We start from the raw sequence: 22,825 nt of genomic DNA, 5'->3' as shown, positions 1-22,825 counted from the left end.
CGGATCAATAGATGTTTCAGGGTGTGGCCATGCCGATTTGCGTTTTCGATATCTTTGCCGATGGCACGACCCAAGTGCCCACCGACACGCATCTTACGGGGCCGGGCATCTACCGCTGGTGGCACTTTGATCTTGCCGACCCGATGCTTGAACCCTGGGTCCGCGAACACTTGCACGAAATCCCCGCCGGATCGCTGATCCAGAAACAGACCCGCCCGCGCTGTGACCGCTTTGAAGGCGGGCTGATCCTGAACCTGCGCGGCATCAATATGAACGAGGGGCAGGATGCCGATGAAATGGTATCGGTGCGGATGTATGTGGATTCCGACCTGCTGATCACCGTGCGCCGCAAGAAAGTCTTTGCCATCGACGCGATCCGCCGCGAGGCCGAAGCGCAAAAGGCCCCTCCCAGCCCTGCGGAGTTCCTCGAAGCGCTCGTGGGTCGCCTGACCCTGCGGGTGCAGGAACATGTTGCAACACTGGATGAACAGGCGGAGTTCTTCGAGGATGATCTAGAGGACAAGAACACCCCGATGCCCCATGAGCTGCCCGAAATCCGGCGCAGCGTGATCCGGCTGCGGCGCTATCTTGACCCCCAACGCGAGGCGCTGGCCAAGCTGGCCGCCTTTGACATCCCGCTGATCCCCGACGAAAGCCAGCTTGAGCTGCGCGAGCAGGCCAACAGCGCGCTGATCGCGGTAGAAGAGCTGGACGAGCTGCGCGACCGGCTGGTGTCGGTTCAGGAAGAGCACGACGCCAATATCGCGCAGCGCCAAGCGCGCCACGGCTATGTGCTGTCGGTCGCCGCGGCGATCTTTCTGCCGCTGGGATTTCTGACCGGTCTGTTCGGCGTCAACGTGGGCGGGATGCCGGGGGTGGACCATCCTTGGGCGTTTACCATCCTCTGTCTCGGCATGGCGGGGCTGGCGCTGCTTATGTTTCTGGTCCTGAAACTGGTCCGCTGGATTTGACCACAGCACGGCGCGCCCTGTTTCCCCGCCGCGAACGATCCCTATAAATACCTCTCCACTGTCTCACCGCTGCCGTGATCCTGCCTGATTTGGCCGCCATACCCTTTCCAGACGCAGATGATGAAAGGGGACGGGTATGGACCGCCTGACAGAGATGGAAGCATTCGCCACGGTCGTGGACCAGGGTGGCTTTACCGATGCGGCCAAGAAGATGGGTATCTCCAAATCCGCCGTATCCAAACACGTATCCTCGCTTGAAGCGCGGCTTGGGGCGCGGTTGCTGAACCGCACGACCCGCCGTGTCAGCCCGACAGAGATCGGGCTTGCCTATTACGACCGCGCCCGCCGTGTGCTGAATGATGCGGGCGAAGCCGATGCGCTTGTGACCTCTATGCAATCCGCGCCCTCGGGCCTTTTGCGGATCTCGGTCGCGACGGACTTTGGCGTGAACCATCTGTCACCCGCCCTGTCCGAATTCCTCGCCGATTTCCCCGATATCACCGTCAACATGGTGCTGAACAACCGCTACGTCGAACTGATCAGCGAAGGTTTCGATATGGCCGTCCGTATCGGTGAGCTGGAAGACAGCACCCTGCGGGCCCGCAAGCTAACCGAGACGACCAAACGCATGATCGCCTCCCCCGCCTATTTCGAGAAATACGGCCGCCCCGAAAAGATCGACGATCTGAACGATCACAAGCTGCTGCATTATTCCAACCAGTCCAGCGGCAATATGTGGAAGCTGACCTCGCCGTCGGGCGAAAAGCGTCAGGTGCGCACCGCTGGTTGGCTGTCGGTGAACGACGGGCAATCGCTGCTGAACGCCGCCATCTCTGGCCTTGGCATCGCCTACCTGCCGAGCTTTCTGTATGCCGACGCGATGGAGAAAGGCCTGGTCGAAGACGCGATCCCCGATCTCCCGCTTGAGACCCAAGGCATCTACGCCGTCTATCCTCCGGGCCGGTTCACCCAGCCCAAGGTGCGCGCCTTCATTGATTTTCTAGCCCATACCTTTGCCGAAAAAGGTCCAACGGACTGGTAACACGAGATCACCAACTGCCCTCGGTGAACTGAGCCCACATGTGGCTGCCCCCGCTCCCTTTTCAGGGATGCGGGGATTTTTCTGTTCGGGGTCAGGGCGCGGGTAAAAGCACGGCCTCGACCCGTCGATTGGCGTCGCGCCCCGCTTTGGTCTGGTTGGACGCGATTGGCGACAGATAGCCCATGCCCTGCGCCTCGATCCTATCGCCCGCGATGCCATGCGCCGTGATCAGCCGCCGCCGCACCGCCGCCGCGCGGCTTCGGGACAAGGCAATATTGTTTTGCAGCCCGCCGACGCTATCGGTGTGGCCCACCAGAACAATCCGCAGATCAGGCTGGTCTTTCAGCACCGCCGCCAGATTGGCCAGCGCATCAAACTCCCCCTGCCCCAAGGCCGCGGTGCCGGTGCCGAAATCAAGCGCAGCCAGCACCACATGGCCGGTATTCTGCAACGCCGCAGCCATCTCTGACTGGCTTTGCGCGGGGGCATCGGGGGCCAAGGTCTTTGTGTTTTCCGCCACCTCTGGCACCGACGGGCTGGACGCCGGGCCTTGCGCATCCGCCTCAACGATCTGCAGATAGGCAGAGGTATCGGTTGTGCTGACCAGAAGGGTCGCAACGGCGTCAGGTGATTGCAGCGACCCTTTGACGGCGGTGACAAACTGGTACTGGCGCAGATCGACATACATGTTCGGCGCGGGCAGTGTTTCGATCGCAAAGCGGAAATCGAAACCGCCGCAGACCTCGGCGCTGCAATCCAGCACGATCCTGTAGCCCGCGTCCTCTAGCTGGGTGCGCAGGGGCCGCATAATCTGTAGGGGCGTGAGGCCCGGAGCCTCTAACCGCCAGGCAGAGCGCGCGATGGACCCTTCGATTTTGACGCTGGCAAAGCCGCCGTTCTCAAAGGCAGAGGTCGGGGCAAGATAGCTGTCAGGGTCGGTATCGCGGGTCACGGTCTGCCGCGCCGCAGCGGGCAGCGACAGGTCCAGCGCATGGGCCGTGCCCGCCAGTAAAAGCCAGATCAGCCCGGCACGCCAGAGGATCATCTGAATTGCGCGTGGTAAGCGTCGTTCGGTTTCATTTCGGTCGCGCTGGCGACGCGGTTGGTCATATTGAAGAACCCCGTGACCGACGCGATGTCAAAGATATCGCGGTCGGAAAATCCTACATCACGCAGCGCCTGACGGTCCGCCTCGGTGGTTTTGGCGCTGGCGACGGTCAGGTGTTCGGCAAAAGCCAGCATCGCGGTTTGCCGCGCATCCAGATCGGCGACACGCCAGTTCATCACCATCTGTTCCCCAAGGATCGGATTGCCCGACAGTTGCCGTACCGCCGCGCCATGGGCCGTCAGACAATAGTAGCATTTGTTCACGGACGACACGACGACCGCAATCATTTCGCGTTCCAGCTTTGACAGGTTCGACGCGCCCAGCATCAGGTCGTTGTACATCGCGGTAAAGGCGTTCAGCTTGTCGATGTCAAAGGCATAGGCCTGCAGCACATTCGGCACCATCCCCAGCTTTTCCTGACAGACATCAAAGTATTTCTGCGTGTCCTCGGGCAGCGGATCGACCATCGGCAGGTTCAGGGCAGTGGGGGCATCATGCGCCATGGGGCGGCTCCTTCAGTCAGGGGATTGACGGTAATGATAGTGCCCTACCAGATCAAAGCCCAGACCCTGATACAGGCGGTTCGCGGCCGCGTTCGCCTTTGTGCAAAGAACCGCCACCTGCGTCGCCCCCTGCGCCTGCGCCCAGAAACCGGCGCTGCGCATCAGCCATTTCGCCACACCCTGCCCGCGCTGGTGTTCCAGCACCTCGACCGCATGGACCATGCACACGCCATCATGCAGCGCGGCAAAGGCGACGCCACCGGGCATCTCGTTCCAGCGGGTCAGGATCGCGGTTTTGGTCGCGGCGCGGTGCATCACGTTGATCCGTTCAGGGCCCACGCCGCCCTTGGCCCAAATCTCTGTCATGATGGCCAGCGGCTCCCATATCTGGAAAGCGGTCACCCGCGGCATCGGCACATCGGTCAGCTTGCCGACCGGCGCGATATAGACATTCACCGGATCGACGATGTCATACCCGCGCGCGGCCAGTTCTGTATCCAGCGTGTCGTCGCCGTCGCGGATCATGAAGATTGGGCGCTGGTCCATGGCGTGCATCGCGGCCTCGGCCTGACCAATATCTGCATTGGGTTCGGCCATCGTCGCGGCAGAGACGCGTTTGCCCCCGCCCTGCCCGTCCCGCAGGGTCCAGCCGGTTTCGGTCCAGATTTTCGCGGCGGGCCATGTGTGGTCGATGACCTGATAAAGCTGCGCCAGATCGGTCACGGGAACACCTGCGCGAGCTTTGCCATCGCCGCGTCGACCTCGGCCTGATCATTGCCACGGATCACGATATGCGCGCCGTATTTGCCGTCTTTCTGGAAGGGGTAGGACCCGATAGAGAGGTTGGGATAGCTATGCGCCAACTCTCCCAACGGTCCGGCGATGTCGCCCTCTCCGCGTTCGATGCGATGGGTGGCGCTGATCAGGGGAGCCCCACCGGTCAGGGTTGGCAGAACGCTGGCGACCATCGCCTCGAACACGGCGGGGACGCCGGCCATGACATAGACGTTTTCCAGCTTGAACCCCGGAGCCGCCGACACGGGGTTGTCGATCAGCGTGGCATCATCGGGGATACGCGCCATGCGCAGACGGGCAGTGTTCAGTTCTGTCGCGCTTTTGGCGTAGTGGTCGGCCAAAATGGCGCGGGCATCCTCGCGCACGTCGATATGCTTGTTGAACGCAGCGGCGATGCAATCGGCAGTGATGTCATCATGGGTCGGCCCGATGCCGCCGCTGGTGAACACGCTGTCATAGACGCGCGACAGTTCCTGCACGGCAGCAATGATTGTGCCGTTTTCATCCCCCACCACACGGACTTCTTTCAGGTCGATCCCGACGCTGGTCAACTGCCCCGCCAGATGGTGCATGTTTGAATCGCGGGTGCGCCCCGACAGGATCTCATCGCCGATGACGATCATCGCAGCAGTGGGGTTGGGCATGGCTGTCTCCTTGAGGGGCCGTTAATTGAGGTATAGGTCACCCCCCATGCGCTTTCAAACCGAACTTGTCCCCGCCCGCCTGATCCGCCGCTACAAACGGTTTCTGGCCGATTGCCAGCTTGAGGACGGCACCGAGGTGACGGCCCATTGCGCCAACCCCGGGTCGATGATGGGGCTTGCCGACCCCGGCATGAAAATCTGGCTTGAGCCCAATGATGACCCCAAGCGCAAGCTGGATTACGGCTGGCGGCTGGTTGACCACGAGAACGGGCATTTCACCGGCGTCGATACCGCGCTGCCGAACCGTGCGATCAAGGCCGCGTTAATGGATCGGCAGATCGCCCCGCTCGCGGGCTACACGACCGTGCGGCCCGAAGTGAAATACGGTGAAAACTCGCGCATCGATTTTCTGCTGGCCGAGCCCGGCCTGCCCGACGCCTATGTCGAGGTGAAATCCGCCACCCTGTCGCGCCGCGAGGGGCTGGTCGAATTCCCCGATAGCGTGACCAAACGCGGCGCAAAGCATCTGGGAGAGCTGGCGCAGATGGCACGGGACGGGCACCGCGCCGTGCTGCTGTATCTGGTGCAGCGCACCGATTGCAGCGCCTTTAGCGTGGCGGCCGATATCGATCCCGCCTATGCCGCCGCTTTTGCCGACGCCCGTGCTGCGGGGCTGGAAACCCATGTCATCGGCACCCATATCAGCCCCCTTGGGGTCAGCGTAGCGGGCGCAATCCCCCTAATCGACCCGCCTGCACTGGCTCTTGGGGGCCAAGCGGGTTAGACAGCAGCAAATTCATATGACGGAGACAGCGGTGATGAACGAACACCGAGGACGCCAGACCAAAGATGGCATTCGCATTTACGACCCCTCGGATTTCGCGGGGATGCACGCGGCGGGCAAGCTGGCGGCGCAAATCCTTGATGACATCGCCGAACATGTGTTTGTCGGACAGACCACCGGTGCCATTGACGGTGTGATCACGCAGATGATCGAAGACGCCGGCGCGAAGTCTGCCACCATCGGGTATAAGGGCTATCAACACGCCAGCTGTATCTCGTTGAACCATGTCGTCTGCCACGGCATCCCCGGTGATAAAAAGCTGAAGGATGGCGATATCCTGAACATCGACGTCACCGTAATTGTCGATGGCTGGTACGGAGATAACTCGCGCATGTATGTCGCGGGCAAGCTGTCGCGCAAGGCAGAGCGGTTGATCAACGTGACCCATGACGCGCTGATGCGCGGGATCGAGGTCGTGAAGCCCGGCAATACCTTTGGCGACATCGGCCACGCGATCCAGACCTTCGCGGAATCCCACCGGATGAGCGTCGTGACAGATTTCTGCGGTCACGGGCTGGGCCGCGTGTTCCACGCACCGCCAAACGTGCTGCACTATGGCCGCCCCGGCACCGGTGCGGTGCTGGAACCCGGCATGTTTTTTACCATTGAACCGATGGTCAATCTGGGCCGCGCAGAGACCAAGGTACTGGCCGATGACTGGACAGCGGTCACCCGCGACAAATCCCTGTCAGCGCAGTTTGAACACTCTATCGGCGTGACCGAAACCGGATACGAGATCTTTACCGAATCCCCCGCCGGTATGTTCCACCCGACCTATAGCCAGGGCTGATCCTCAGCCCCGGCGCTTGGCCAGCCTCAGCTCGATCACGGCCCACAGCACGCTGCCTGCATAGGCAAAGCAGCAGATCACCAATGTGGCCCAGGGGAAGCTGACCAGGCAGGCGATAAAGCCGGTAAAGAAGATCAGGAAATAGGTCACGTTGGCGCGCGAAAAGCTGACCGATTTGAACGACCACGTGGGGATGCGGCTGACCATGACCCAGCCGACCAGCACGATATACAGGCTGGATACAACGTCGGGCAGCGCGGCACCGGGGCCGAAGGCATAGGGCAGATAGATCGGCAGCATCACCAGCATCGCACCTGCGGGCGACGGCACACCGGTGAAATAGCCGCCATCGTCCAGCGGGTCTTTGGTCCGGGAATCGACGTTGAACCGCGCCAGCCGCATGACGCAACAGATCGCAAAGACCAGCACCGCCAGCCAGCCCGCGCGGTAGGAATCCTGTAGCCCCCAGAAATACACCACCAAAGGCGGGGCAACGCCAAAGTTCACAAAATCCGCAAGACTGTCGAGCTCGGCCCCGATCTTGCTGTTGAAGCCCAGATAGCGCGCGGTGCGCCCGTCCATCCCGTCAAGGATACTCGCCAGCGTGATTAGCGCCACAGCCAGAGCGATATTCCCCTCGGCGGCGAAACGGATCGCGGAAATACCGGCACAGATCGCGGCAATGGTCAGCATGTTGGGCAACAGCTGCAGCAACGAGAATTCGGTTTTCGTCTTATCCGGCGCGACGGGGGGCTGATCGGTCATCTCAGGAAAGCTCTGCCAGCACGGTTTCGCCTGCGACCATCGTCTGGCCGATGCTGACGCGCGGGGTGACTCCCTCGGGCAGGTAGACATCGACGCGCGATCCAAAGCGGATCAGACCAAAGCGTTGACCCGCCTGCGTATGCGCGCCCTTCTTGGTGAAACACACGATACGACGCGCTACCAGACCGGCGATCTGGACGGCGGCGACCTCGCGGCCGTCGGCCATCTTGATGCGCAGGCTGTTGCGTTCGTTATCCTCGCTCGCCTTGTCCAGCGATGCGTTGAAAAACTTGCCGGGGCGGTAAGCGATTTCGGTGATCTCGCCCGCGACGGGGGCGCGATTCACGTGGCAGTTAAATACGTTCATGAACACGCTGACCCGTGTCAGCGGCGTGTCGGGCATTCCCAACTCTGCGGGGGGCACGGCAGGTTCGATCAGCGATACGATGCCATCGGCAGGGCTGATGACAAGGTTATCGCCCTTGGGTGTCACCCGCTCAGGGTCACGGAAAAAGTAGTAGCACCAGACGGTTGCGCCCACCCCCAGCCATCCCAGTGGTTCAGCGATGATAAAGAGCACCAGCGTGATCGCGGCAAATATCGCCACGAACTTGCGCCCCTCGGGGTGCATCGGCTTGATGAAGGTGCTGGTCATGCTCAGGCTCATGGCGGTCTACTTTCCTTTACGTCTTTGTTAGCACATAGGCCGCAGCGCAACGAATGCAAAGCGGCAACTGGTGATGCCCAATGGGCTAGTCTTGGCGCAGCAGGGTGATCCAGGTGTCGCCATACTTGCGCTTGTCCTCGCGCGTGAAGCCTTGGGGCGGATCAAGCGGGGCGTTTTCCTCGCAGACGATCATGGCATCGGGTGTCAGCCAGCCGCCCGCGCGCGCCTTGACCAAGGCGGTCTGGCCCATGCCCTTGCCATAAGGCGGGTCGAGAAAGACCAGATCGAACGGCGCCGCGATCCACCCCCCAAGGGCCGTCGCGTCGGAGCGCATCAGCGTGGTCGCGCCCTCGGCCCGCAGCTTCTTGATGTTCTCGGTGATCAGCTTTTGCCCGACGCGCCCGTTCTCGATGAACACCACCTCGCGTGCACCGCGCGACAACGCCTCTAGCCCAAGGGCACCGGTGCCCGCGAACAGGTCAAGCACCCGCGCGCCGTTGATCACATTGTGATGGGTCAGCATGGAAAACAGGCTCTCGCGCACGCGGTCAGAGGTGGGGCGCAAATGCGCATCCGCATCGCCCTTGCCCACGTCGGCCAGTTGGGTGCCACGGTGTTTGCCAGCGATGATCCTCATGACTTCAGCAGCGCCTTCAGGTCTGTGTTCGGGTCTTCGATCAGCGCAGGCGCGGGGGATTTGCCCGCCTCAATCAACCGGCGCCCGATCATAAAGCCGCGCGGATCGTTCATTGCATCCACCGCCAGCAGCTCGTCCCCGCGATAGTACCAGAAGGCCACGCTATCGGCATCGCTGCGTCGGGTGATCACGCGATCATAGCCCATGTTCAGCCCCGCGATCTGCAGTTTCACGTCATACTGGTCCGACCAGAACCACGGCTTGGCGACATATTCCTTATCCGCACCCATGATGTTTTCCGCGACCAGCTCGGCCTGATCAATGGCGTTTGGCACCGATTCCAACCGGATGCGCCCGCCGCGATAAGGGAAGGACGCGCAATCGCCTGCAGCCCAGACATGCGGTGCAGAAGTGCGCCCGTGGGTGTCGGTCATAATGCCGTTGTCATTCACGATCCCCGCCGCATCGGCCAGCGCCGTCGCCGCCCCGATGCCAACGCCGACGATCACGAAATCCACGTCCAGCGTCGTGCCGTCCGACAGTTCAGCGCCGGTGACATGCGTGTCGCCTGTCAAACGCTCAAGCCCGACGCCTTCGCGGATGGTGACGCCATGCGCCTCGTGCAGCGCGCGGAAAAAGTCAGAGGTCTGCGGGGCCGCGACCCGTTGCAGGATGCGATCGCCCATCTCTACCAGTGTCACCTGCAACCCCAGCTTGGCCGCGACCGAGGCGGCCTCTAGCCCGATATAGCCACCGCCGACGATCAGCACCCGCGCGCCTTTGGTAAAGCGCGGGCCCATCGTATCGACATCGCTGAGGTCGCGCACCACATGCACGCCCGCCAGATCGCCACCGATATGCGCGGGCAGACGACGCGGGAAAGATCCGGTGGTCAGCACCAGATCGTCATAGGCCATATCCCCGCCGTTCACCCGCACGGTCTGCGCCGCCGGATCGATGCTGTCGACCGTGGTGCCCAGCATCAGGTCAATCCCGTGGTCGGCGTAAAAACTCTCGGGCCGCAGATACAGCCGCTCAAGCGCCATGTCGCCCAGCAGATAGGCCTTGGACAAGGGCGGGCGCTGGTAGGGGGGCACGGTTTCGGCCCCGATCAACGTGATCTTGCCCTCAAAGCCGGAGTTGCGCAGCTTGGCCACACAGGATGACCCCGCCTGCCCTGCCCCGATCACCACCACATGACCCATCCTTGCCCCTTTCGAAAAAACCGTGTTCCTGCCTGCGTGCAAAGCCTATATCTTCCGTGAAGACAAACGCAATGACACGAAAGGTCACGCATATGACGATTTCTCAAGGCGACACGCTGCCCGATGCAACGCTGGTGCAAATGGGGCCGGACGGCCCGCAGCCTGTGCAGATGGCTGACAAGCTAAAGGGCCGCAAGGTCGTCGTCTTTGCCGTGCCCGGTGCCTATACGCCCACCTGCGATTCCGCCCATGTGCCCAGCTTTGTGCGCACCAAGGACCAGTTCGACGCCAAAGGCGTGGACGAGATCATCTGCGTGTCCTGCAATGACCCCTTTGTTATGGCCGCTTGGGGTGAATCGACAGGCGCGACGGCGGCTGGCATCACCATGCTCGCCGATGCCAACAGCGCCTTTACCAAAGCCATCGGCATGGAATTCTCGGCCGAGCCCGCGGGGCTGATCTCGCGCTCCAAACGCTATGCGATGCTAGTGGATGACGGCAAGGTCACGCTATTCCAAGCCGAGGTACAGCCCGGCGTCTGCGATATGTCGGGCGGTGAAGCACTGCTGGACAACATGTAATCCTGCACGACCCTTAAAAAGAAAAACGCAGCCGCGGGGGCACCGCGGCTGCGTTTTTCATTGGATAATGCGACGGTCAATGGTGCCTTAGCCCGCTTTGACCTCGCCCATCAATCCATCCATCTTGCGCGCCAGCTTGGCATCAAGCGAGCTTAGGCCATCCACGTCATGGGTCGTCAGGGTGACGATCACCTTGTTATAAACGTTCTCCCACTCTGGATGGTGGTTCCATTTCTCGGCCCAGATCGCCGCGCGGGTCATCCAGCCGAAAGCATCCGCGAAATCATTGAACTTGAAGGTTTTGACGATCGCATCCCGGTCCTCCACCATAGCCCAGCCTGTGCTGAACAAGGGGGCCAATACGGTTTTGCGCGTCTCTTCGCTTAATCTTTCGCTCATTCCTGTTCCTCAACCTCGACCCTTTTGAATGGGCCGTAATCTGTCAAAATGTCTATCTCTTCGTCAACGGCTGCCCGTTCCTGTACAAGATAGTCTTCAACAGCGCGCATAAAACCCTCGTCCCGCATCCAATGCAGCGACCACGTCGCCTGTGGCAGGTAACCGCGCGCGAGCTTGTGTTCCCCCTGCGCACCTGCCTCGACGGTAGAGAGGCCCAGCTTGATCGCGATATCGATGGCCTGATAATAGCACAATTCAAAGTGCAAGAACGGATGATGTTCGGTGCAGCCCCAATAGCGCCCATAAAGCGCATCGGCACCGATAAAGTTCAGTGCCCCCGCCACCCATGCACCATCCCGCTTGGCCAGCACCAGTGCCATGTCGTCGCGTAGCTGGTCCTGGGCGATGTCGAAGAATGCGCGTGTCAGATAGGGCGTACCCCATTTGCGTGCGCCTGTGTCCTGATAGAATTGCCAGAAGGCATCCCAATGTTCGGGCTGAAGATCGTCACCGGTGAACACCTCTATCTCTCCGCCAAAGGCCTGTGCCTGCTGGCGTTCCTTGCGGATGTTCTTGCGCTTGCGCGAGCTGAGCGTGGCAAGAAACCCGTCAAAGTCCTCAAAGCCCGCGTTGTGCCAGTGGAACTGCTGGCTTTTGCGGGCGAGCAGGCCCAGTTGCTCTGCGGCGGCAGCCTCGTCTTGGGTACAAAAGGTAATGTGCAAGGACGACAGCCCGTTTGAATCCGTCAGCTGGACCGCCCCCTGAATGAGGGCCGCGGTGCCTGTCTCTTCAAACCCCGGACGGGTCAGGAAACGGCGGCCCGTGGCAGGGGTATGGGGCACGGCGATCTGCAGCTTGGGGTAATAGCGCCCGCCCGCCCGTTCAAACGCATGGGCCCAGCTGTGGTCAAAGATGTATTCGCCCTGACTGTGTGACTTGGCGTACATCGGCGCGACCGCGATGATCTGACCGTCAATGGCAGCGCTGAGGTATTGCGGCTGCCACCCCGTACCGGGGCCGACGCTGCCGCTTTCCTCTAGCGCTGAAAGGAAACGAAAGGTGGTGAAAGGGTCCGCGGGGCGCGCGCCCCCGGCGGCTTCGGGACAGGCACAGGCATCCCATTCCGCTTGACCGATTTGCGCGATGCGCGAGGCAATTCTGATTTCGACGTCGCGCGCGTTCATACTGGATGTCCCGTTGTCATAGGCCTTATCTGTGGCCGAAGCCTGACGGTTCAACCTTGCAGCGGCGCGTCATAGCCTTCGAAGGTGATATTATGCGCAAATTCGCGTGCGCCGTTTTCAACTGAAAGGCTGCGCACGGTCCAGCAGCAGATCATCGCGCCTGCCTCGCGCAGCTCTGCCACGCGGGGGCGGGGCAGATCGTCGACCTCGTGGCTGATGAAACACGCGCCGGTGCGGTCGTAATCGGGGATCTCGCGCAGGCGGTCGCAGGTGGCTTTGGGCAGCGGCCATTCGACATAGCGATAGGCGCTGGTCACCAATCCACGCGGCACATGCGGCAGCAGCTCTGCCATCCGCGCGACGCTGTTGGGGTTGAACGACATGACCGCCACATCGCCCACATAGTCGCGCAGGGCTTCTGCCACCGCATCTTCCAGCGGTCCGATGTCCGTACCCATTGCACCGTCCTGATCCTTGATCTCGACCAGCAGCGGCACGCGTCCTGCGATCAGTTCCAGTACCTGCGGCAGGGTGGGAATAGTGTCGCTGCCGCCGGTGAGCGTAATCTGGCACAGGTCATCCGCATCGCGTTGCCGGATGGCACCGGTCTGCCCCGTCAGCCGATCCAGCGCATAGTCGTGAAACACCAGCGCCACACCATCGCGTGACAGCTGCACATCAAGCTCGATGCCATAGCCCCGATCAATCGCGGCCCGAAAGGCGGCAAAGCTGTTTTCGGGCCGACCGGCATCGCGGTGATGAAAACCGCGATGCGCAATAGGGGTTGTATAAAACGCCTGTGGTAGGGTCATTCGATTTCGAAAATGCCTTCGATCTCGACCGCGACACCCAGCGGCAAGGAGGCGGCAGAAACGGCCGAGCGCGCGTGACGCCCCGCATCCCCCAAAGCTTCGACAAGGAAGTCAGAGGCCCCGTTAACCACTTTGGGCTGGTCGGTGAAGTCGGCGGTGGAGTTCACAAAGGCCGTCAGCTTCACCACCCGCTTGAGCCGTTCGATATCGCCGTCACATGCGGCTTTGACTTGCGCCAGCAAGCTGATCGCGCAGGTCTTGGCGGCTTCGGCACCCGCGGCGACATCCATATCCGCGCCCAGTTTTCCGGTGATGAACCCGTCCGGCCCGTTCGAGATCTGGCCCGAAACATAGACCGTGTTGCCGGTTTTCACGAAGGGCACATAGTTCGCCGCAGGGGCAGGTGCGTCAGGCAGGGTGACGCCAAGATCGTTCAGACGGCTGGTGATGCTCATGGGGGACTTCCTTGGAATGAATGGCTTTGGCGGGACGATAGCGATGCGATGCCGAAACGAAAAGACCCAAGAGGGAGGAACTGCAACACCTGCCCCCTACGCGAGCCGCCCAAGGAAACTCATGTTGCGTATTTCGGGGACGCTGCGCATAACGAACCATGTTTTTCACGCGTTTTCGGGATTTATACCATGTTTAAGGCCACGAGCCTCTCCACATCGCTGCGCGCCCTTGTGGGTGTCACTTTGGTTGCAGGTCTTGCCGCCTGTAGCGGTGCATCGCGGACCCAGCCCGCAGGGGTCAATGACCCGCACGAGGCCGGTAACCGCAAGGTCCACGCCTTTAATCAGAAGATCGGCGGATCGGGCAAACCCAACCGCGTGCTGGGGGCGGTGCCTATCGAATTCCAGACGGTCGTGCATAACGTCTCCGAGAACCTGTCGATGCCGCAAGCTGCCGTTAACAGCGCCTTGCAGGCGGATCTCGCGGGCTTTGGCCTGTCGACCTACCGCTTCTTGGTAAACAGCACGCTTGGGATGGGCGGCCTGTTCGACGTCGCGAGCGAATTCAAAGTGCCCGAGCATGATACCGACTTTGGCGAAACGCTGTATGTCTGGGGTGTGGGCGAAGGCCCGTATATCGAGCTTCCGCTGATCGGCCCATCGACCCGTCGCGACACCGCCGGCCGCGTGGTGGACCTGTTCACCAATCCGCTGTCCTATACGCTTGATAGCCCCGAAAGCTACGTCGGCACCGTCACCGGCTATGCCGATAGCGCATTCGAGAAAAACCGCCGCATCGTGAATGGCAAACAAGTGCCAATCTCCGCATCGGGCGACAGCTATGCCCAGGCACGTCAGGACTATCTGCAAAAGCGCCGTGCCGATCTGGCGCGCCCTACCAGCATCGCCGCCACCACCGGCCCGCGCATGGTTGACTAAGCATCAAATAACACGCGCCTCCCTTCCGGTCTCTTTCGGATAGGGGCGCGCGATTCAGGTCAGGGCAGCTTGGCAACGGGCCTGCGGAGGATCATTATCAGGGCATGGATATCACCCTGATCAAAACCTTTATCGAAGTCGCCAACACCGGCTCTTTTGTCGCTGCTTCCGAACGGCTGTTTGTCACCCAATCCGCTGTCAGCCTGCGCGTGCAACGGCTTGAGGACAGCCTGGGCCACCCGCTGTTCAAACGATCAAAAGCGGGGGCGGTGCTGACCTCGGAAGGCGAACAATTCACCTCATACGCGCTGAGCCTTCTCAAGATATGGGAAGAAGCCCGGCAGCAGATCGCGATCCCGGAAGGATATAGCCGCAGCTTTTCATTCGGCGCGCAGCACGCCCTTTGGCACAAGCTTGGCTTTCGCTGGATCGACGCGATGCAAACGATGATGCCCGAACTGAGTATTCACGCCGAAATGGGCATGTCCGACCGGCTGACGCGGTTTCTGGTCGAAGGGGTTATTCAGGCCGCCTTGCTTTACACCCCGCAGCTGCGCCCCGGTTTGCGCGTCGAACCCGTGCTGGAGGAAGAACTGATTCTCGTCGCGTCCTTTGAAACGGACGTCAAAGATCTTGGCAAAGAATATGTCGCGGTCGACTGGGGGCCGGAGTTTACGCATATGCACGCCAGCGCCCTGCCCCATCTGACCAATTCGGGGCGATCATTGGCCCTTGGCGGGCTTGCGGCCGACTATATCGTCAACCGTCGCGCGGCTGCCTACCTGCCCGCACGGGCAGTGCAACGGTATCTCGACGTTGGAAAACTGCATGTTGTGGCAAATTCCCCACGCTTTGCGTACCCCGCATGGGTGGTCTGGCGCGAAGATCTGGACCCCGAGATGCTGTCGATCGCACGGCGTAGTTTGATGGACCTCGCTCAAGCGGCTGAAAATCAACAGAATATTCTGATCGAGAGCTTGGACAACGGGCAGAACACGCCTTAATTCCGCTTCAAGGGCAGTTAACACGAGTAATACTTGCTTCATGCACGATTTATTCGAATTTCACTTATCTGACCTCCTATCTTAAATCCATTCTCAGCAGAGATGCTCTCGCCTCAATCAACGGGGCGGGTCACTTCTAAGGGAAAGGATTCCCCAATGAATACAGTACTTAAAGCGTCCGCGGTTTCCGTAATCGCACTCTTGGCTGCTGCTCCCGTTTTCGCGCAGCAACGTGCGCTTGGCATTGAAACGCTGAACGACCAGATCGACGACATCACCGATGATGTGAACACCGACCTGGCCCGCGGCACCGACGCAGAACGTTATGGCGCCAATGGCGTTGCCCAAGGCTGGCGCGGGTCTTTCGCCCTGTCCGCATCGGGCACCAGCGGCAACACAGACAACGGCGAAGTATCGGGCGCTGGCCGCCTGACATACGGTGTCGGCGACTGGAACCACCTGGTTGGTTTTGCGGTAGAATACGGCGAAGCAAACGGCACCAAGAGCGAAGAGAAGTTCTTTGGTACCTATGAAGGCAGCCGCTACTTCACACCCGAGTTCTATGCGTTCGGCCTGGCCCGTTACCAATATGACGGTTACCTGACCGACACATCCGGTGCAGCCGTTGACGGTTCCGAAACAGACGCATTCTTGGGCTTTGGTCCGGGTTACCGCGCGATCAATAAAGAAGACAACACATGGCGCGTTCAAGCGGGCCCCGGTGTACGCTACTTTAAAGACGCAACCGGCACCTCCGAAACCGAAGTCGGCTTCATCGCCTCGTCGCGCTACTTCTACGCGTTCAACGACATCGTATCCTTCACCATGGACACCGACATTGTCGGCTCTGACGTGAACACCATCGTGTCGAACGACGCTGGCATCAACTACAAGATGTCCGACAACCTGTCGACACGCGTAAGCTACCGTACCGACTACAACACCGATCCGGTTGCGGGCCTGAAATCCACTGACAACACCCTGGGTGTGTCGCTGGTTCTGGGCTTCTAAGCCAGACCGTCAAACCCCGGGGGCGGGTCCCCTCGTACCGCCTTCGGGGATGCGACAAAAGGAAGGGAGGCCGGAATAATCCGGCCTCCCTTCTTTCGTTTCCAAAGCAATGTGCTGCGGCAGAGGCAGGGTCTTTACCCGCCAAAGATATCGCGCAGCACCCTGTCGATGACGCCCAGTGGGTTGTCCTGACGCGGCACCCGCTGCGGCTGCGCCGGTTGCTGAGGCTGCGGCGGGGCTTGCACCACTGGCGGTTCCGGCACGATCATCGGCAGCGGCGTGTTCGGCAGCCCTTCGTGAACGCGCATCATGACCTGCTGCCAGATCTCGGTGGGCAACCCGCCCCCCGATACACCGGTCAACGGCGTGTTGTCGTCATAGCCCATCCAGACACCGGCCACATAGTCTGCAGAGAAACCGATGAACCACGCGTCGCGGTTGGCCTGTGTCGTGCCCGTTTTACCGGCCAGTTCACGACCACCAAATTGCGCCCGCTGCCCCGTGCCTTCGGACACGACCTTTTCCATCATATAGACCAGTTGCAGCGCGGCATCTTCCTGAATGACCCGCTCGCCGATACCGCCGCCGGTGCCCATCACCGGATCAGTGTCGCCCTGCAACGTCAGATCAATCAGCCCATAGGGTTTAACGGATGACCCGCCGTTCAGGATGCCCGCATAGGCACCTGTCATTTCAAGCAACGTGCTTTCGGACGCCCCAAGCGCCAGCGCCGGACCGACGGCCAGATCGCTTTTGATGCCGAACTGCTCTGCCACCTGGCTGACCACATCGCGCCCAACACTCTCCGAGACTTTGACCGCCGGAATGTTCAGCGAATCCTTGAGCGCGGTGGTGAGCGTCACGTTGCCCTTGAAGCTGTTGGTATAGTTCTTCGGGCACCATTGGCCCGACCCCGGCACATTCAGACAATAGGGCGCGTCTTCGATCAGGTCGTTGGGCGAATACCCCAGATCCAGCGCCGCTGCATAGATAAACGGTTTGAAGGCAGAGCCGGTCTGGCGCATCGCTTGTGTCGCGCGGTTAAAGGCCCCCGCGACCTTGGTCTTGCGCCCACCGACCATGCCACGCACGGCCCCGTCAGCAGACATGATCACCACAGCCGCCTGCGCTTTGGAACCTTCGCGGACCTTGTTTTCGAACACCCAGCTCAGACCTTCCTCGGCGGCGCGCTGGATCTTTTGGTCAAGGGTGGTCTTGATCACCACATCCTCGGTCGTGTTGCGGGTAAAGAACTCCGGCCCCGACGACATCACCCAATCCGCGAAATAGCCGCCCGCCTCGGCCTCTGCGGCTTCTGACAGCTCGGCGGGGTTGGCAATGGCGTTATCCGCTTCGGCCTTTGACAGATAACCCTGATCCTCCATCAGGCGGATCACGGTTGCCGCACGGCTTTGCGACCGATCAAGGTTATTGGTCGGTGACAGGGTGGTCGGTGCGGTCAACAGACCCGCCAGCATCGCGCCCTCGGCAGGCTTCAACGCGGCGGCCGGTTTGCCAAAGAAACGTTGCGCCGCGGCTTCGGCCCCAAAGGCACCGCCGCCCATATAGGCGCGGTTGAGGTAGATCGACAGGATATCATCCTTCGAATACTTGGCTTCCATCGCCATGGAGAACAGCGCTTCCTTGCCCTTGCGCGACAGCGAGGACCGGCGACATTCGGCTTCGTATTCCTTTTCCGTCTGCCCCGACGACGCATCATAGGGTTCACCCAGACACAGCAGCTTGGCCACCTGCTGCGTGATCGTCGACCCCCCGTGACCGGACAAGGGTCCGCGGCCTTCGCTCAGGTTGATCTTGACCGCCGAAGCGATGCCGCGCGGGCTGACACCAAAGTGACGATAGAAGCGTTTGTCCTCTGTCGCGATCACCGCGTTCTTCAGGGCGGGGGATACGCTGTCTGCGGTGACGACGCCGCCGAACTGATCCCCGCGCCATGCAAAGACATCACCATAGCGATCCTTGAGCGTGACAGATCCTCGCGCACGCCCGTCCAGCAGCGCATCGAGCGGCGGCAGCGTGGTGTAGAAATAGCCGACGGCCAACGCAACCATCAGCACCGCCACGGCAGTCACCCGCCAGACGATCGTCCAGATCAAACGGAAGACCCACCGCACCAGCGCGGCCAGCCAGCCAATAGGACCCTTGGGGCGCGCAGGCGCACGACGTGCCGGCTTGCGCTTGGCCGGAGCCTTTTTCGCGACCGGCTTGCGGGGCGGTTTGCCGCCTTTGCCCACGGTGCGTTTATCGGCAACCAAGGGCCGCTTCCGTTTGGATGAATCACTCATATGCTGCTCGCTGAACCATTCTTTTTTTTCGCACTCTATCCTGCACGGCGCGGTTTGTTTAGCGCAGACGCCCCGCTGTGCCGTCTAATTAACGCACAATAATTAGGCGCATTTCCCACAGCGCCCAATAATCAGGCAAACACGCCCGCCCAGAGAGGGACTAAGCGCGATGTACCCTTCCTTCAAGGGGCACCGGCCGCTCTTTTATCCAAGGCATAACGCAGGAAGTACCTGCCATCTGGAAGAGGGATTATAGGTGAAACTCATTATCGCAACAATCAAGCCATTCAAGCTCGAGGAGGTGCGCGAAGCACTGACCGAAGCGGGCGTGCGTGGCCTGATGGTGACCGAGATCAAGGGCTTTGGCGCCCAATCCGGTCATACCGAAATCTACCGCGGCGCTGAATATGTCGTGAACTTCGTACCCAAGGTGAAGCTTGAACTGGTGGTCGCAGATGCGCTGGCCGACCAGATGGTCGAGACGATCACCCGCACCGCACATACCGGCAAGATCGGCGACGGCAAAATCTTTGTCCTCGACGTTGAACAGGCCGTGCGCGTGCGCACCGGCGAAACCGGCGAAGACGCCATCTGACCCCCACGTCCGAGGAATTGACGACATGACATCACGACTTCTTATTCCCCTTGCCGCCGCAGCGACGCTGCTGCCGTCCTTGGGTTTCGCGCAGGAGGCCGAGTATGCAACCGCGGCTGACACTGCTTTCATTTTCAACACGATCCTGTTCCTGATCGGCGGCTTTCTGGTGTTCTGGATGGCGGCGGGTTTTGCCATGCTCGAAGCCGGTCTGGTACGGTCCAAGAACGTGACCACCCAGCTGACCAAGAACATCGCGCTTTTCGCATTGGCCGCCATTCTCTACTGGCTGGTCGGCTACAACATCATGTACCCCGGCGACGCGTGGATCATCCCCGGCGTGTTCGGCACTTTTGCAACCAAGGACATCAAGACGGCGATTGACGCGGGCGGCTATTCCAACGCATCGGATTTCTTCTTCCAGTTGATGTTCTGCGCCACCACCGCATCCATCGTTTCGGGTACATTGGCCGAGCGTATCAAACTGTGGCCCTTCCTGATCTTCACCATCGTGCTGACCGGCTTTATCTATCCGATCGAAGCAAGCTGGCAGTGGGGCGCAGGCTGGTTGTCTGACGCGGGTTTCAGCGACTTCGCGGGCTCCACTCTGGTCCACGCCGCGGGCGGCTTTGCGGCTCTGGCAGGTGCGCTGGTGCTTGGCCCCCGTATCGGCAAATACAAAGACGGTCGTGTGATCCCGATGCAGGGTTCGAACCTGCCGCTCGCCACTTTGGGCACGTTCATCCTGTGGCTGGGTTGGTTCGGCTTCAACGGCGGCTCGCAATTGGCCATGGGGTCGATGATCGACGCTGATGCTGTGGCGCAGATCTTTGCCAACACCAACATGGCTGCTGCGGCTGGTGCCATCGCCGCGCTGGTCCTGACCCAGATGCTGTACAAAAAGCCCGACCTGACAATGGTGCTGAACGGCGCGCTGGCCGGTCTGGTCTCTATCACAGCTGGCCCGCTTGACCCGACGCTCTTCGGTGCGCTCTGGATCGGTGCTGTGGGCGGTGCGATCGTGGTCTTCGCGGTGCCCTTCCTCGACAAGCTCAAGATCGATGACGTGGTCGGTGCGATCCCGGTTCACCTGATCGCAGGCTTCTGGGGCACGCTGGTTGTTCCCGTCTACACCGACGGCACATCCTTTGTGACACAGATCATCGGCTTTGCCTCAATCGGTGCCTTTGTCTTCATCGTGTCGCTGATCGTGTGGATGATCCTGAAAGCCACCACCGGCATCCGCGTCAGCGAAGAAGCCGAGATCGCTGGTCTGGACGTGTCCGAACTGGGCATGGAAGCCTACCCTGAGTTCTCCAAGAGCTAGGGTCTAAACTCCTGCAGGCAGGCAGAGGCCCGGGCGTTCGCGCCCGGGCTTTTTGCTGCGCGCGTGTTATGCTGGGCAGGGCTGAGAATGCGCCCAAACAAAACCGCCGCGCCAGATGCCAGCGCGGCGGTTTGAGTATTTTTGAAAGGGTGAAGCGGCGGGTTAGATGCCGACCTCGATGATCGCCTTGGCGAGGATCGGCACGGTTTCGGCGTTCAGCCCCGCGATGTTCATGCGGCTGTCACCCACCATATAAATACCGTGGTCTTCGCGCAGCTTGTCGACCATGTCAGACGAGGTTCCGAGGCGCGAGAACATGCCGCGGTGCTCGGCAAGGAAACCGAAGCGGTCAGAGCCGGAGAGACGCTGAAGTTCGCCCGCGAGCTGGCTGCGCAGACCCAGCATGGTGTTGCGGATGTCTTCGAGCTCGGCCATCCAGTCGCTGCGCAAGGCGTCATCGTTCAGGATGGTGGTGACGATGCGGGCCCCGTGATCGGGCGGGAAGCTGAAGTTCTGGCGGTTGAGAAAGGCCAGCGTGCCCTGGTTCAGCTTTTGCGCCGAGCTGTCTGCCGACAGCGCCATCAGGATACCGGTGCGTTCGCGGTAAATCCCGAAGTTCTTGGAGCAGCTTGCCGCGACCAGACATTCCGGCACCGCCGCCGCGACCTTGCGCGTGGCCGCCGCATCCGCGTCAAGCCCGTCGCCAAAGCCCTGGTAGGCGATATCGATCATCGGAGTGGCACCGGTGTCTTGCAACACTTTGATCACCGCGTCCCATTCGGCGGCGTTCAGGTTGGCCCCTGTCGGGTTGTGGCAGCAGCCGTGCAGCAGGACCACATCGCCTTTTTGCGCGGTCTTGAGGTCGGCGATCATGCCATCGAAATCAACGCCACGGGTTTCATCGTCGAAATAGCGGTAGGGGATCATCTCCATTCCCAGATATTTCAGGATCGACAGATGGTTCGGCCATGTCGGATTCGACACAAACACCCGCGCCTGCGGGCGGGCCATCTGGATCAGCTCGAACGCCTGACGGATCGCGCCGGTCCCGCCCGGGGTCGCGGCGGCGGCGACCTGTGCGCGGAGCACCGCATCGCCAAGCACCATCTGCACCATCGCATCGCCAAAGGCAGGGTCGCCCGCCAGACCGGTATAGGCCTTGCTGGTCTGGGCTTCCCACAGTTGGTGTTCAGCCGCCTTGACTGCGCGCATGACGGGCGTCAGCCCCGTGGCATCCTTGTACACGCCCACGCCAAGGTCGATCTTCGTCTCGCGGGGGTCATCCTTGTACATCTGCATCAAGGCAAGGATTTTATCGGCGGGCTGCGCCTGTAGGGTTTCGAACATTATGCGTCTCCGGTCGCAACGGGCACGGTGGGGAACATCCCCCATTCTGCCCAAGATCCATCGTAAAGGGACCAATCGGTATGGCCCATCCGTTCCAGTGCCAGCGCGAGTATCGCCGCGGTGATGCCGGACCCGCAGGTCGTGATCACAGGGTGCGACAGGTCAATGCCCGCCGCTTCAAAAGCCGCTTTGGTCTCGGCTACGGATTTCAGTGTTTTGTCGTCGTTCAACAGCTCTGTGTAAGGCAGGTTGCGCGACCCGGGGATGTGGCCAGCGCGCAGGCCTTCGCGGGGTTCGGGCGCGTCGCCGCGAAAGCGGGCTGCTGCGCGGGCATCCACGATCTGCGGTGCCTTGAGCTTGGACGCCTGAGCGACCTGCGTCACATCACGCACCAGTTGGTTCTGGAACCGCACGGTCATGTGGCGGTCGCGGGGGATCGGGGGCATGTCTTCGGTGGGGCGACCTTCGGCGACCCATTTGGGCAGGCCCCCATCCAGCACGGCGACATTTTCCTGCCCCATCAGACGGAACAGCCACCACACACGCGCGGCCGACAGCAAGCCGGCCCCGTCATAGACCACCACCTGATGCCCGTCGCCCACACCCATAGCGCGCATCCGCGACATGAACTTTTCAGCAGGCGGGGCCATATGCGGCATATCCGACCGTCCATCCGAGATTTCGTCGATGTCGAAAAAGCGGGCGCCGGGGATATGCGCCTGATTGTATTCGGCTTTGGGGTCGCGTCCTGCATCGGGCAGATACCATGACGCGTCCAGCAGACGCAGGTCGGGATCCTTGAGGTGCTGCGCCAGCCAATCGGTTGAAACAAGCGTTTTCGGGTTGTCAGCCATGGGTCCACCCCCTTTTAGAACAGGTTTTTCAATGCCTACC

At 61.1% G+C, this 22,825-nt stretch carries 25 protein-coding genes; 10 read left to right on the top strand and 15 right to left on the bottom strand.

All coding sequences use genetic code 11. The annotated features are described in order from the left end of the window. Nucleotides 1-11 precede the first annotated feature (11 nt). Both ACNQ62_RS14205 and ACNQ62_RS14200 read left to right on the top strand, forming a co-directional pair. The gene (locus ACNQ62_RS14205; RefSeq protein WP_235208534.1) at nt 12-971 is read left to right on the top strand and encodes a zinc transporter ZntB; all 960 of its coding nucleotides are present in this window, start codon (nt 12-14) and stop codon (nt 969-971) included. 136 nt (nt 972-1,107) lie between these two features. Next, entirely contained in the window at nt 1,108-2,013 is a 906-nt protein-coding gene (locus tag ACNQ62_RS14200; protein ID WP_005851116.1) for a LysR family transcriptional regulator, read from the top strand. A gap of 91 nt (nt 2,014-2,104) precedes the next feature. On the opposite strand, the gene ACNQ62_RS14195 is transcribed toward ACNQ62_RS14200, so the two are convergent. Genes ACNQ62_RS14195 through ACNQ62_RS14180 form a run of 4 tightly spaced genes read right to left on the bottom strand, consistent with a single transcriptional unit; the run spans nt 2,105 to nt 5,063 of the window. Next, the gene (locus tag ACNQ62_RS14195) at nt 2,105-3,058 is read right to left on the bottom strand and encodes an OmpA family protein (RefSeq protein ID WP_418095115.1); all 954 of its coding nucleotides are present in this window, start codon (nt 3,056-3,058) and stop codon (nt 2,105-2,107) included. Continuing rightward, nucleotides 3,055-3,624, bottom strand: a complete 570-nt coding sequence (locus ACNQ62_RS14190; RefSeq protein ID WP_009825885.1) for a peroxidase-related enzyme — start codon at nt 3,622-3,624, stop codon at nt 3,055-3,057. Before ACNQ62_RS14190 ends, ACNQ62_RS14195 begins: the two co-directional genes overlap by 4 nt. A gap of 12 nt (nt 3,625-3,636) precedes the next feature. Beyond that, nucleotides 3,637-4,347, bottom strand: a complete 711-nt coding sequence (locus tag ACNQ62_RS14185; RefSeq protein WP_005851110.1) for a GNAT family N-acetyltransferase — start codon at nt 4,345-4,347, stop codon at nt 3,637-3,639. Beyond that, nucleotides 4,344-5,063 (bottom strand): competence/damage-inducible protein A, encoded by a 720-nt coding sequence (locus tag ACNQ62_RS14180; RefSeq protein ID WP_132997486.1) that lies wholly within the window; start codon nt 5,061-5,063, stop codon nt 4,344-4,346. The genes ACNQ62_RS14185 and ACNQ62_RS14180 overlap by 4 nt, the downstream gene beginning before the upstream one ends. Nucleotides 5,064-5,109: 46 nt before the next feature. Between ACNQ62_RS14180 and sfsA the strand changes: the two genes are divergently transcribed. Together sfsA and map are read left to right on the top strand one after the other, a co-directional pair. Beyond that, the gene (sfsA, locus tag ACNQ62_RS14175; protein WP_418095114.1) at nt 5,110-5,847 is read left to right on the top strand and encodes a DNA/RNA nuclease SfsA; all 738 of its coding nucleotides are present in this window, start codon (nt 5,110-5,112) and stop codon (nt 5,845-5,847) included. Between the two features lie 34 nt (nt 5,848-5,881). Beyond that, entirely contained in the window at nt 5,882-6,697 is an 816-nt protein-coding gene (gene map / locus ACNQ62_RS14170) for a type I methionyl aminopeptidase (protein WP_037944888.1), read from the top strand. A 3-nt stretch (nt 6,698-6,700) separates the two neighbouring features. Here the strand turns inward: map and pssA are convergent, their stop codons facing one another. From pssA to ACNQ62_RS14150, 4 genes are all read right to left on the bottom strand, one after another. Beyond that, on the bottom strand, nt 6,701-7,462 hold the full coding sequence (gene pssA, locus ACNQ62_RS14165) for a CDP-diacylglycerol--serine O-phosphatidyltransferase (RefSeq protein ID WP_418095113.1): 762 nt from the start codon (nt 7,460-7,462) through the stop codon (nt 6,701-6,703). Nucleotide 7,463: 1 nt separating this feature from the next. Next, complete coding sequence (locus ACNQ62_RS14160) at nt 7,464-8,123, bottom strand: phosphatidylserine decarboxylase (protein ID WP_174226618.1); 660 nt, start codon at nt 8,121-8,123, stop codon at nt 7,464-7,466. 91 nt (nt 8,124-8,214) lie between these two features. Continuing rightward, the gene (gene rsmD, locus ACNQ62_RS14155) at nt 8,215-8,766 is read right to left on the bottom strand and encodes a 16S rRNA (guanine(966)-N(2))-methyltransferase RsmD (protein WP_005851097.1); all 552 of its coding nucleotides are present in this window, start codon (nt 8,764-8,766) and stop codon (nt 8,215-8,217) included. Then, complete coding sequence (locus ACNQ62_RS14150; RefSeq protein WP_418095112.1) at nt 8,763-9,971, bottom strand: NAD(P)/FAD-dependent oxidoreductase; 1,209 nt, start codon at nt 9,969-9,971, stop codon at nt 8,763-8,765. The genes rsmD and ACNQ62_RS14150 overlap by 4 nt, the downstream gene beginning before the upstream one ends. A 92-nt stretch (nt 9,972-10,063) precedes the next feature. On the opposite strand from ACNQ62_RS14150, the gene ACNQ62_RS14145 reads away from it, so the two are divergent. Then, a complete protein-coding gene (locus ACNQ62_RS14145; protein WP_005851093.1) occupies nt 10,064-10,552 on the top strand; it encodes a peroxiredoxin in 489 nt (162 codons plus the stop codon). A gap of 87 nt (nt 10,553-10,639) precedes the next feature. Here the strand turns inward: ACNQ62_RS14145 and ACNQ62_RS14140 are convergent, their stop codons facing one another. From ACNQ62_RS14140 to ACNQ62_RS14125, 4 genes are read right to left on the bottom strand one after another with little or no spacing between them, the layout of a single operon-like run. Continuing rightward, on the bottom strand, nt 10,640-10,951 hold the full coding sequence (locus ACNQ62_RS14140) for a 4a-hydroxytetrahydrobiopterin dehydratase (RefSeq protein WP_005851091.1): 312 nt from the start codon (nt 10,949-10,951) through the stop codon (nt 10,640-10,642). Further along, nucleotides 10,948-12,135 (bottom strand): GNAT family N-acetyltransferase, encoded by a 1,188-nt coding sequence (locus ACNQ62_RS14135; RefSeq protein WP_184583338.1) that lies wholly within the window; start codon nt 12,133-12,135, stop codon nt 10,948-10,950. The genes ACNQ62_RS14140 and ACNQ62_RS14135 overlap by 4 nt, the downstream gene beginning before the upstream one ends. A 50-nt stretch (nt 12,136-12,185) precedes the next feature. Beyond that, nucleotides 12,186-12,947, bottom strand: a complete 762-nt coding sequence (locus ACNQ62_RS14130; RefSeq protein ID WP_418095111.1) for a glycerophosphodiester phosphodiesterase family protein — start codon at nt 12,945-12,947, stop codon at nt 12,186-12,188. After that, the gene (locus ACNQ62_RS14125; protein ID WP_009825875.1) at nt 12,944-13,402 is read right to left on the bottom strand and encodes a RidA family protein; all 459 of its coding nucleotides are present in this window, start codon (nt 13,400-13,402) and stop codon (nt 12,944-12,946) included. Before ACNQ62_RS14125 ends, ACNQ62_RS14130 begins: the two co-directional genes overlap by 4 nt. Nucleotides 13,403-13,591: 189 nt before the next feature. On the opposite strand from ACNQ62_RS14125, the gene ACNQ62_RS14120 reads away from it, so the two are divergent. The 3 genes from ACNQ62_RS14120 (at nt 13,592) to ACNQ62_RS14110 (ending at nt 16,356) form a co-directional block, all read left to right on the top strand. Continuing rightward, nucleotides 13,592-14,341 (top strand): VacJ family lipoprotein, encoded by a 750-nt coding sequence (locus tag ACNQ62_RS14120; protein ID WP_418095110.1) that lies wholly within the window; start codon nt 13,592-13,594, stop codon nt 14,339-14,341. Between the two features lie 104 nt (nt 14,342-14,445). Then, a complete protein-coding gene (locus ACNQ62_RS14115; RefSeq protein ID WP_037964728.1) occupies nt 14,446-15,345 on the top strand; it encodes a LysR family transcriptional regulator in 900 nt (299 codons plus the stop codon). A 156-nt stretch (nt 15,346-15,501) separates the two neighbouring features. After that, nucleotides 15,502-16,356 carry a DUF481 domain-containing protein gene (locus ACNQ62_RS14110; RefSeq protein ID WP_005851082.1) on the top strand — a complete coding sequence of 285 codons (855 nt, stop codon included), beginning with the start codon at nt 15,502-15,504 and terminating at the stop codon, nt 16,354-16,356. A gap of 134 nt (nt 16,357-16,490) precedes the next feature. Here the strand turns inward: ACNQ62_RS14110 and ACNQ62_RS14105 are convergent, their stop codons facing one another. After that, a complete protein-coding gene (locus ACNQ62_RS14105) occupies nt 16,491-18,662 on the bottom strand; it encodes a transglycosylase domain-containing protein (RefSeq protein WP_418095109.1) in 2,172 nt (723 codons plus the stop codon). A 256-nt stretch (nt 18,663-18,918) separates the two neighbouring features. Here ACNQ62_RS14105 and ACNQ62_RS14100 point away from each other — a divergent pair, with 256 nt between their 5' ends. Together ACNQ62_RS14100 and ACNQ62_RS14095 are read left to right on the top strand one after the other, a co-directional pair. After that, nucleotides 18,919-19,257 (top strand): P-II family nitrogen regulator, encoded by a 339-nt coding sequence (locus ACNQ62_RS14100; RefSeq protein ID WP_005851080.1) that lies wholly within the window; start codon nt 18,919-18,921, stop codon nt 19,255-19,257. Nucleotides 19,258-19,282: 25 nt separating this feature from the next. Beyond that, nucleotides 19,283-20,584 (top strand): ammonium transporter, encoded by a 1,302-nt coding sequence (locus ACNQ62_RS14095; RefSeq protein WP_005851078.1) that lies wholly within the window; start codon nt 19,283-19,285, stop codon nt 20,582-20,584. Nucleotides 20,585-20,746: 162 nt separating this feature from the next. On the opposite strand, the gene ACNQ62_RS14090 is transcribed toward ACNQ62_RS14095, so the two are convergent. Together ACNQ62_RS14090 and sseA are read right to left on the bottom strand one after the other, a co-directional pair. Beyond that, nucleotides 20,747-21,931, bottom strand: a complete 1,185-nt coding sequence (locus ACNQ62_RS14090; RefSeq protein ID WP_418095108.1) for an aromatic amino acid transaminase — start codon at nt 21,929-21,931, stop codon at nt 20,747-20,749. Next, complete coding sequence (gene sseA, locus ACNQ62_RS14085) at nt 21,931-22,785, bottom strand: 3-mercaptopyruvate sulfurtransferase (protein WP_009825869.1); 855 nt, start codon at nt 22,783-22,785, stop codon at nt 21,931-21,933. The genes ACNQ62_RS14090 and sseA overlap by 1 nt, the downstream gene beginning before the upstream one ends. Between the last annotated feature and the right edge of the window lie 40 nt (nt 22,786-22,825).

Origin of the sequence: Sulfitobacter sp. SBS6 (genome assembly GCF_048285585.1) — a bacterium.
GTDB lineage: Bacteria > Pseudomonadota > Alphaproteobacteria > Rhodobacterales > Rhodobacteraceae > Sulfitobacter > Sulfitobacter pontiacus.
Note: the sequence above shows the minus strand (reverse complement) of the source record. Positions and strands in the feature narration are given on the sequence as shown.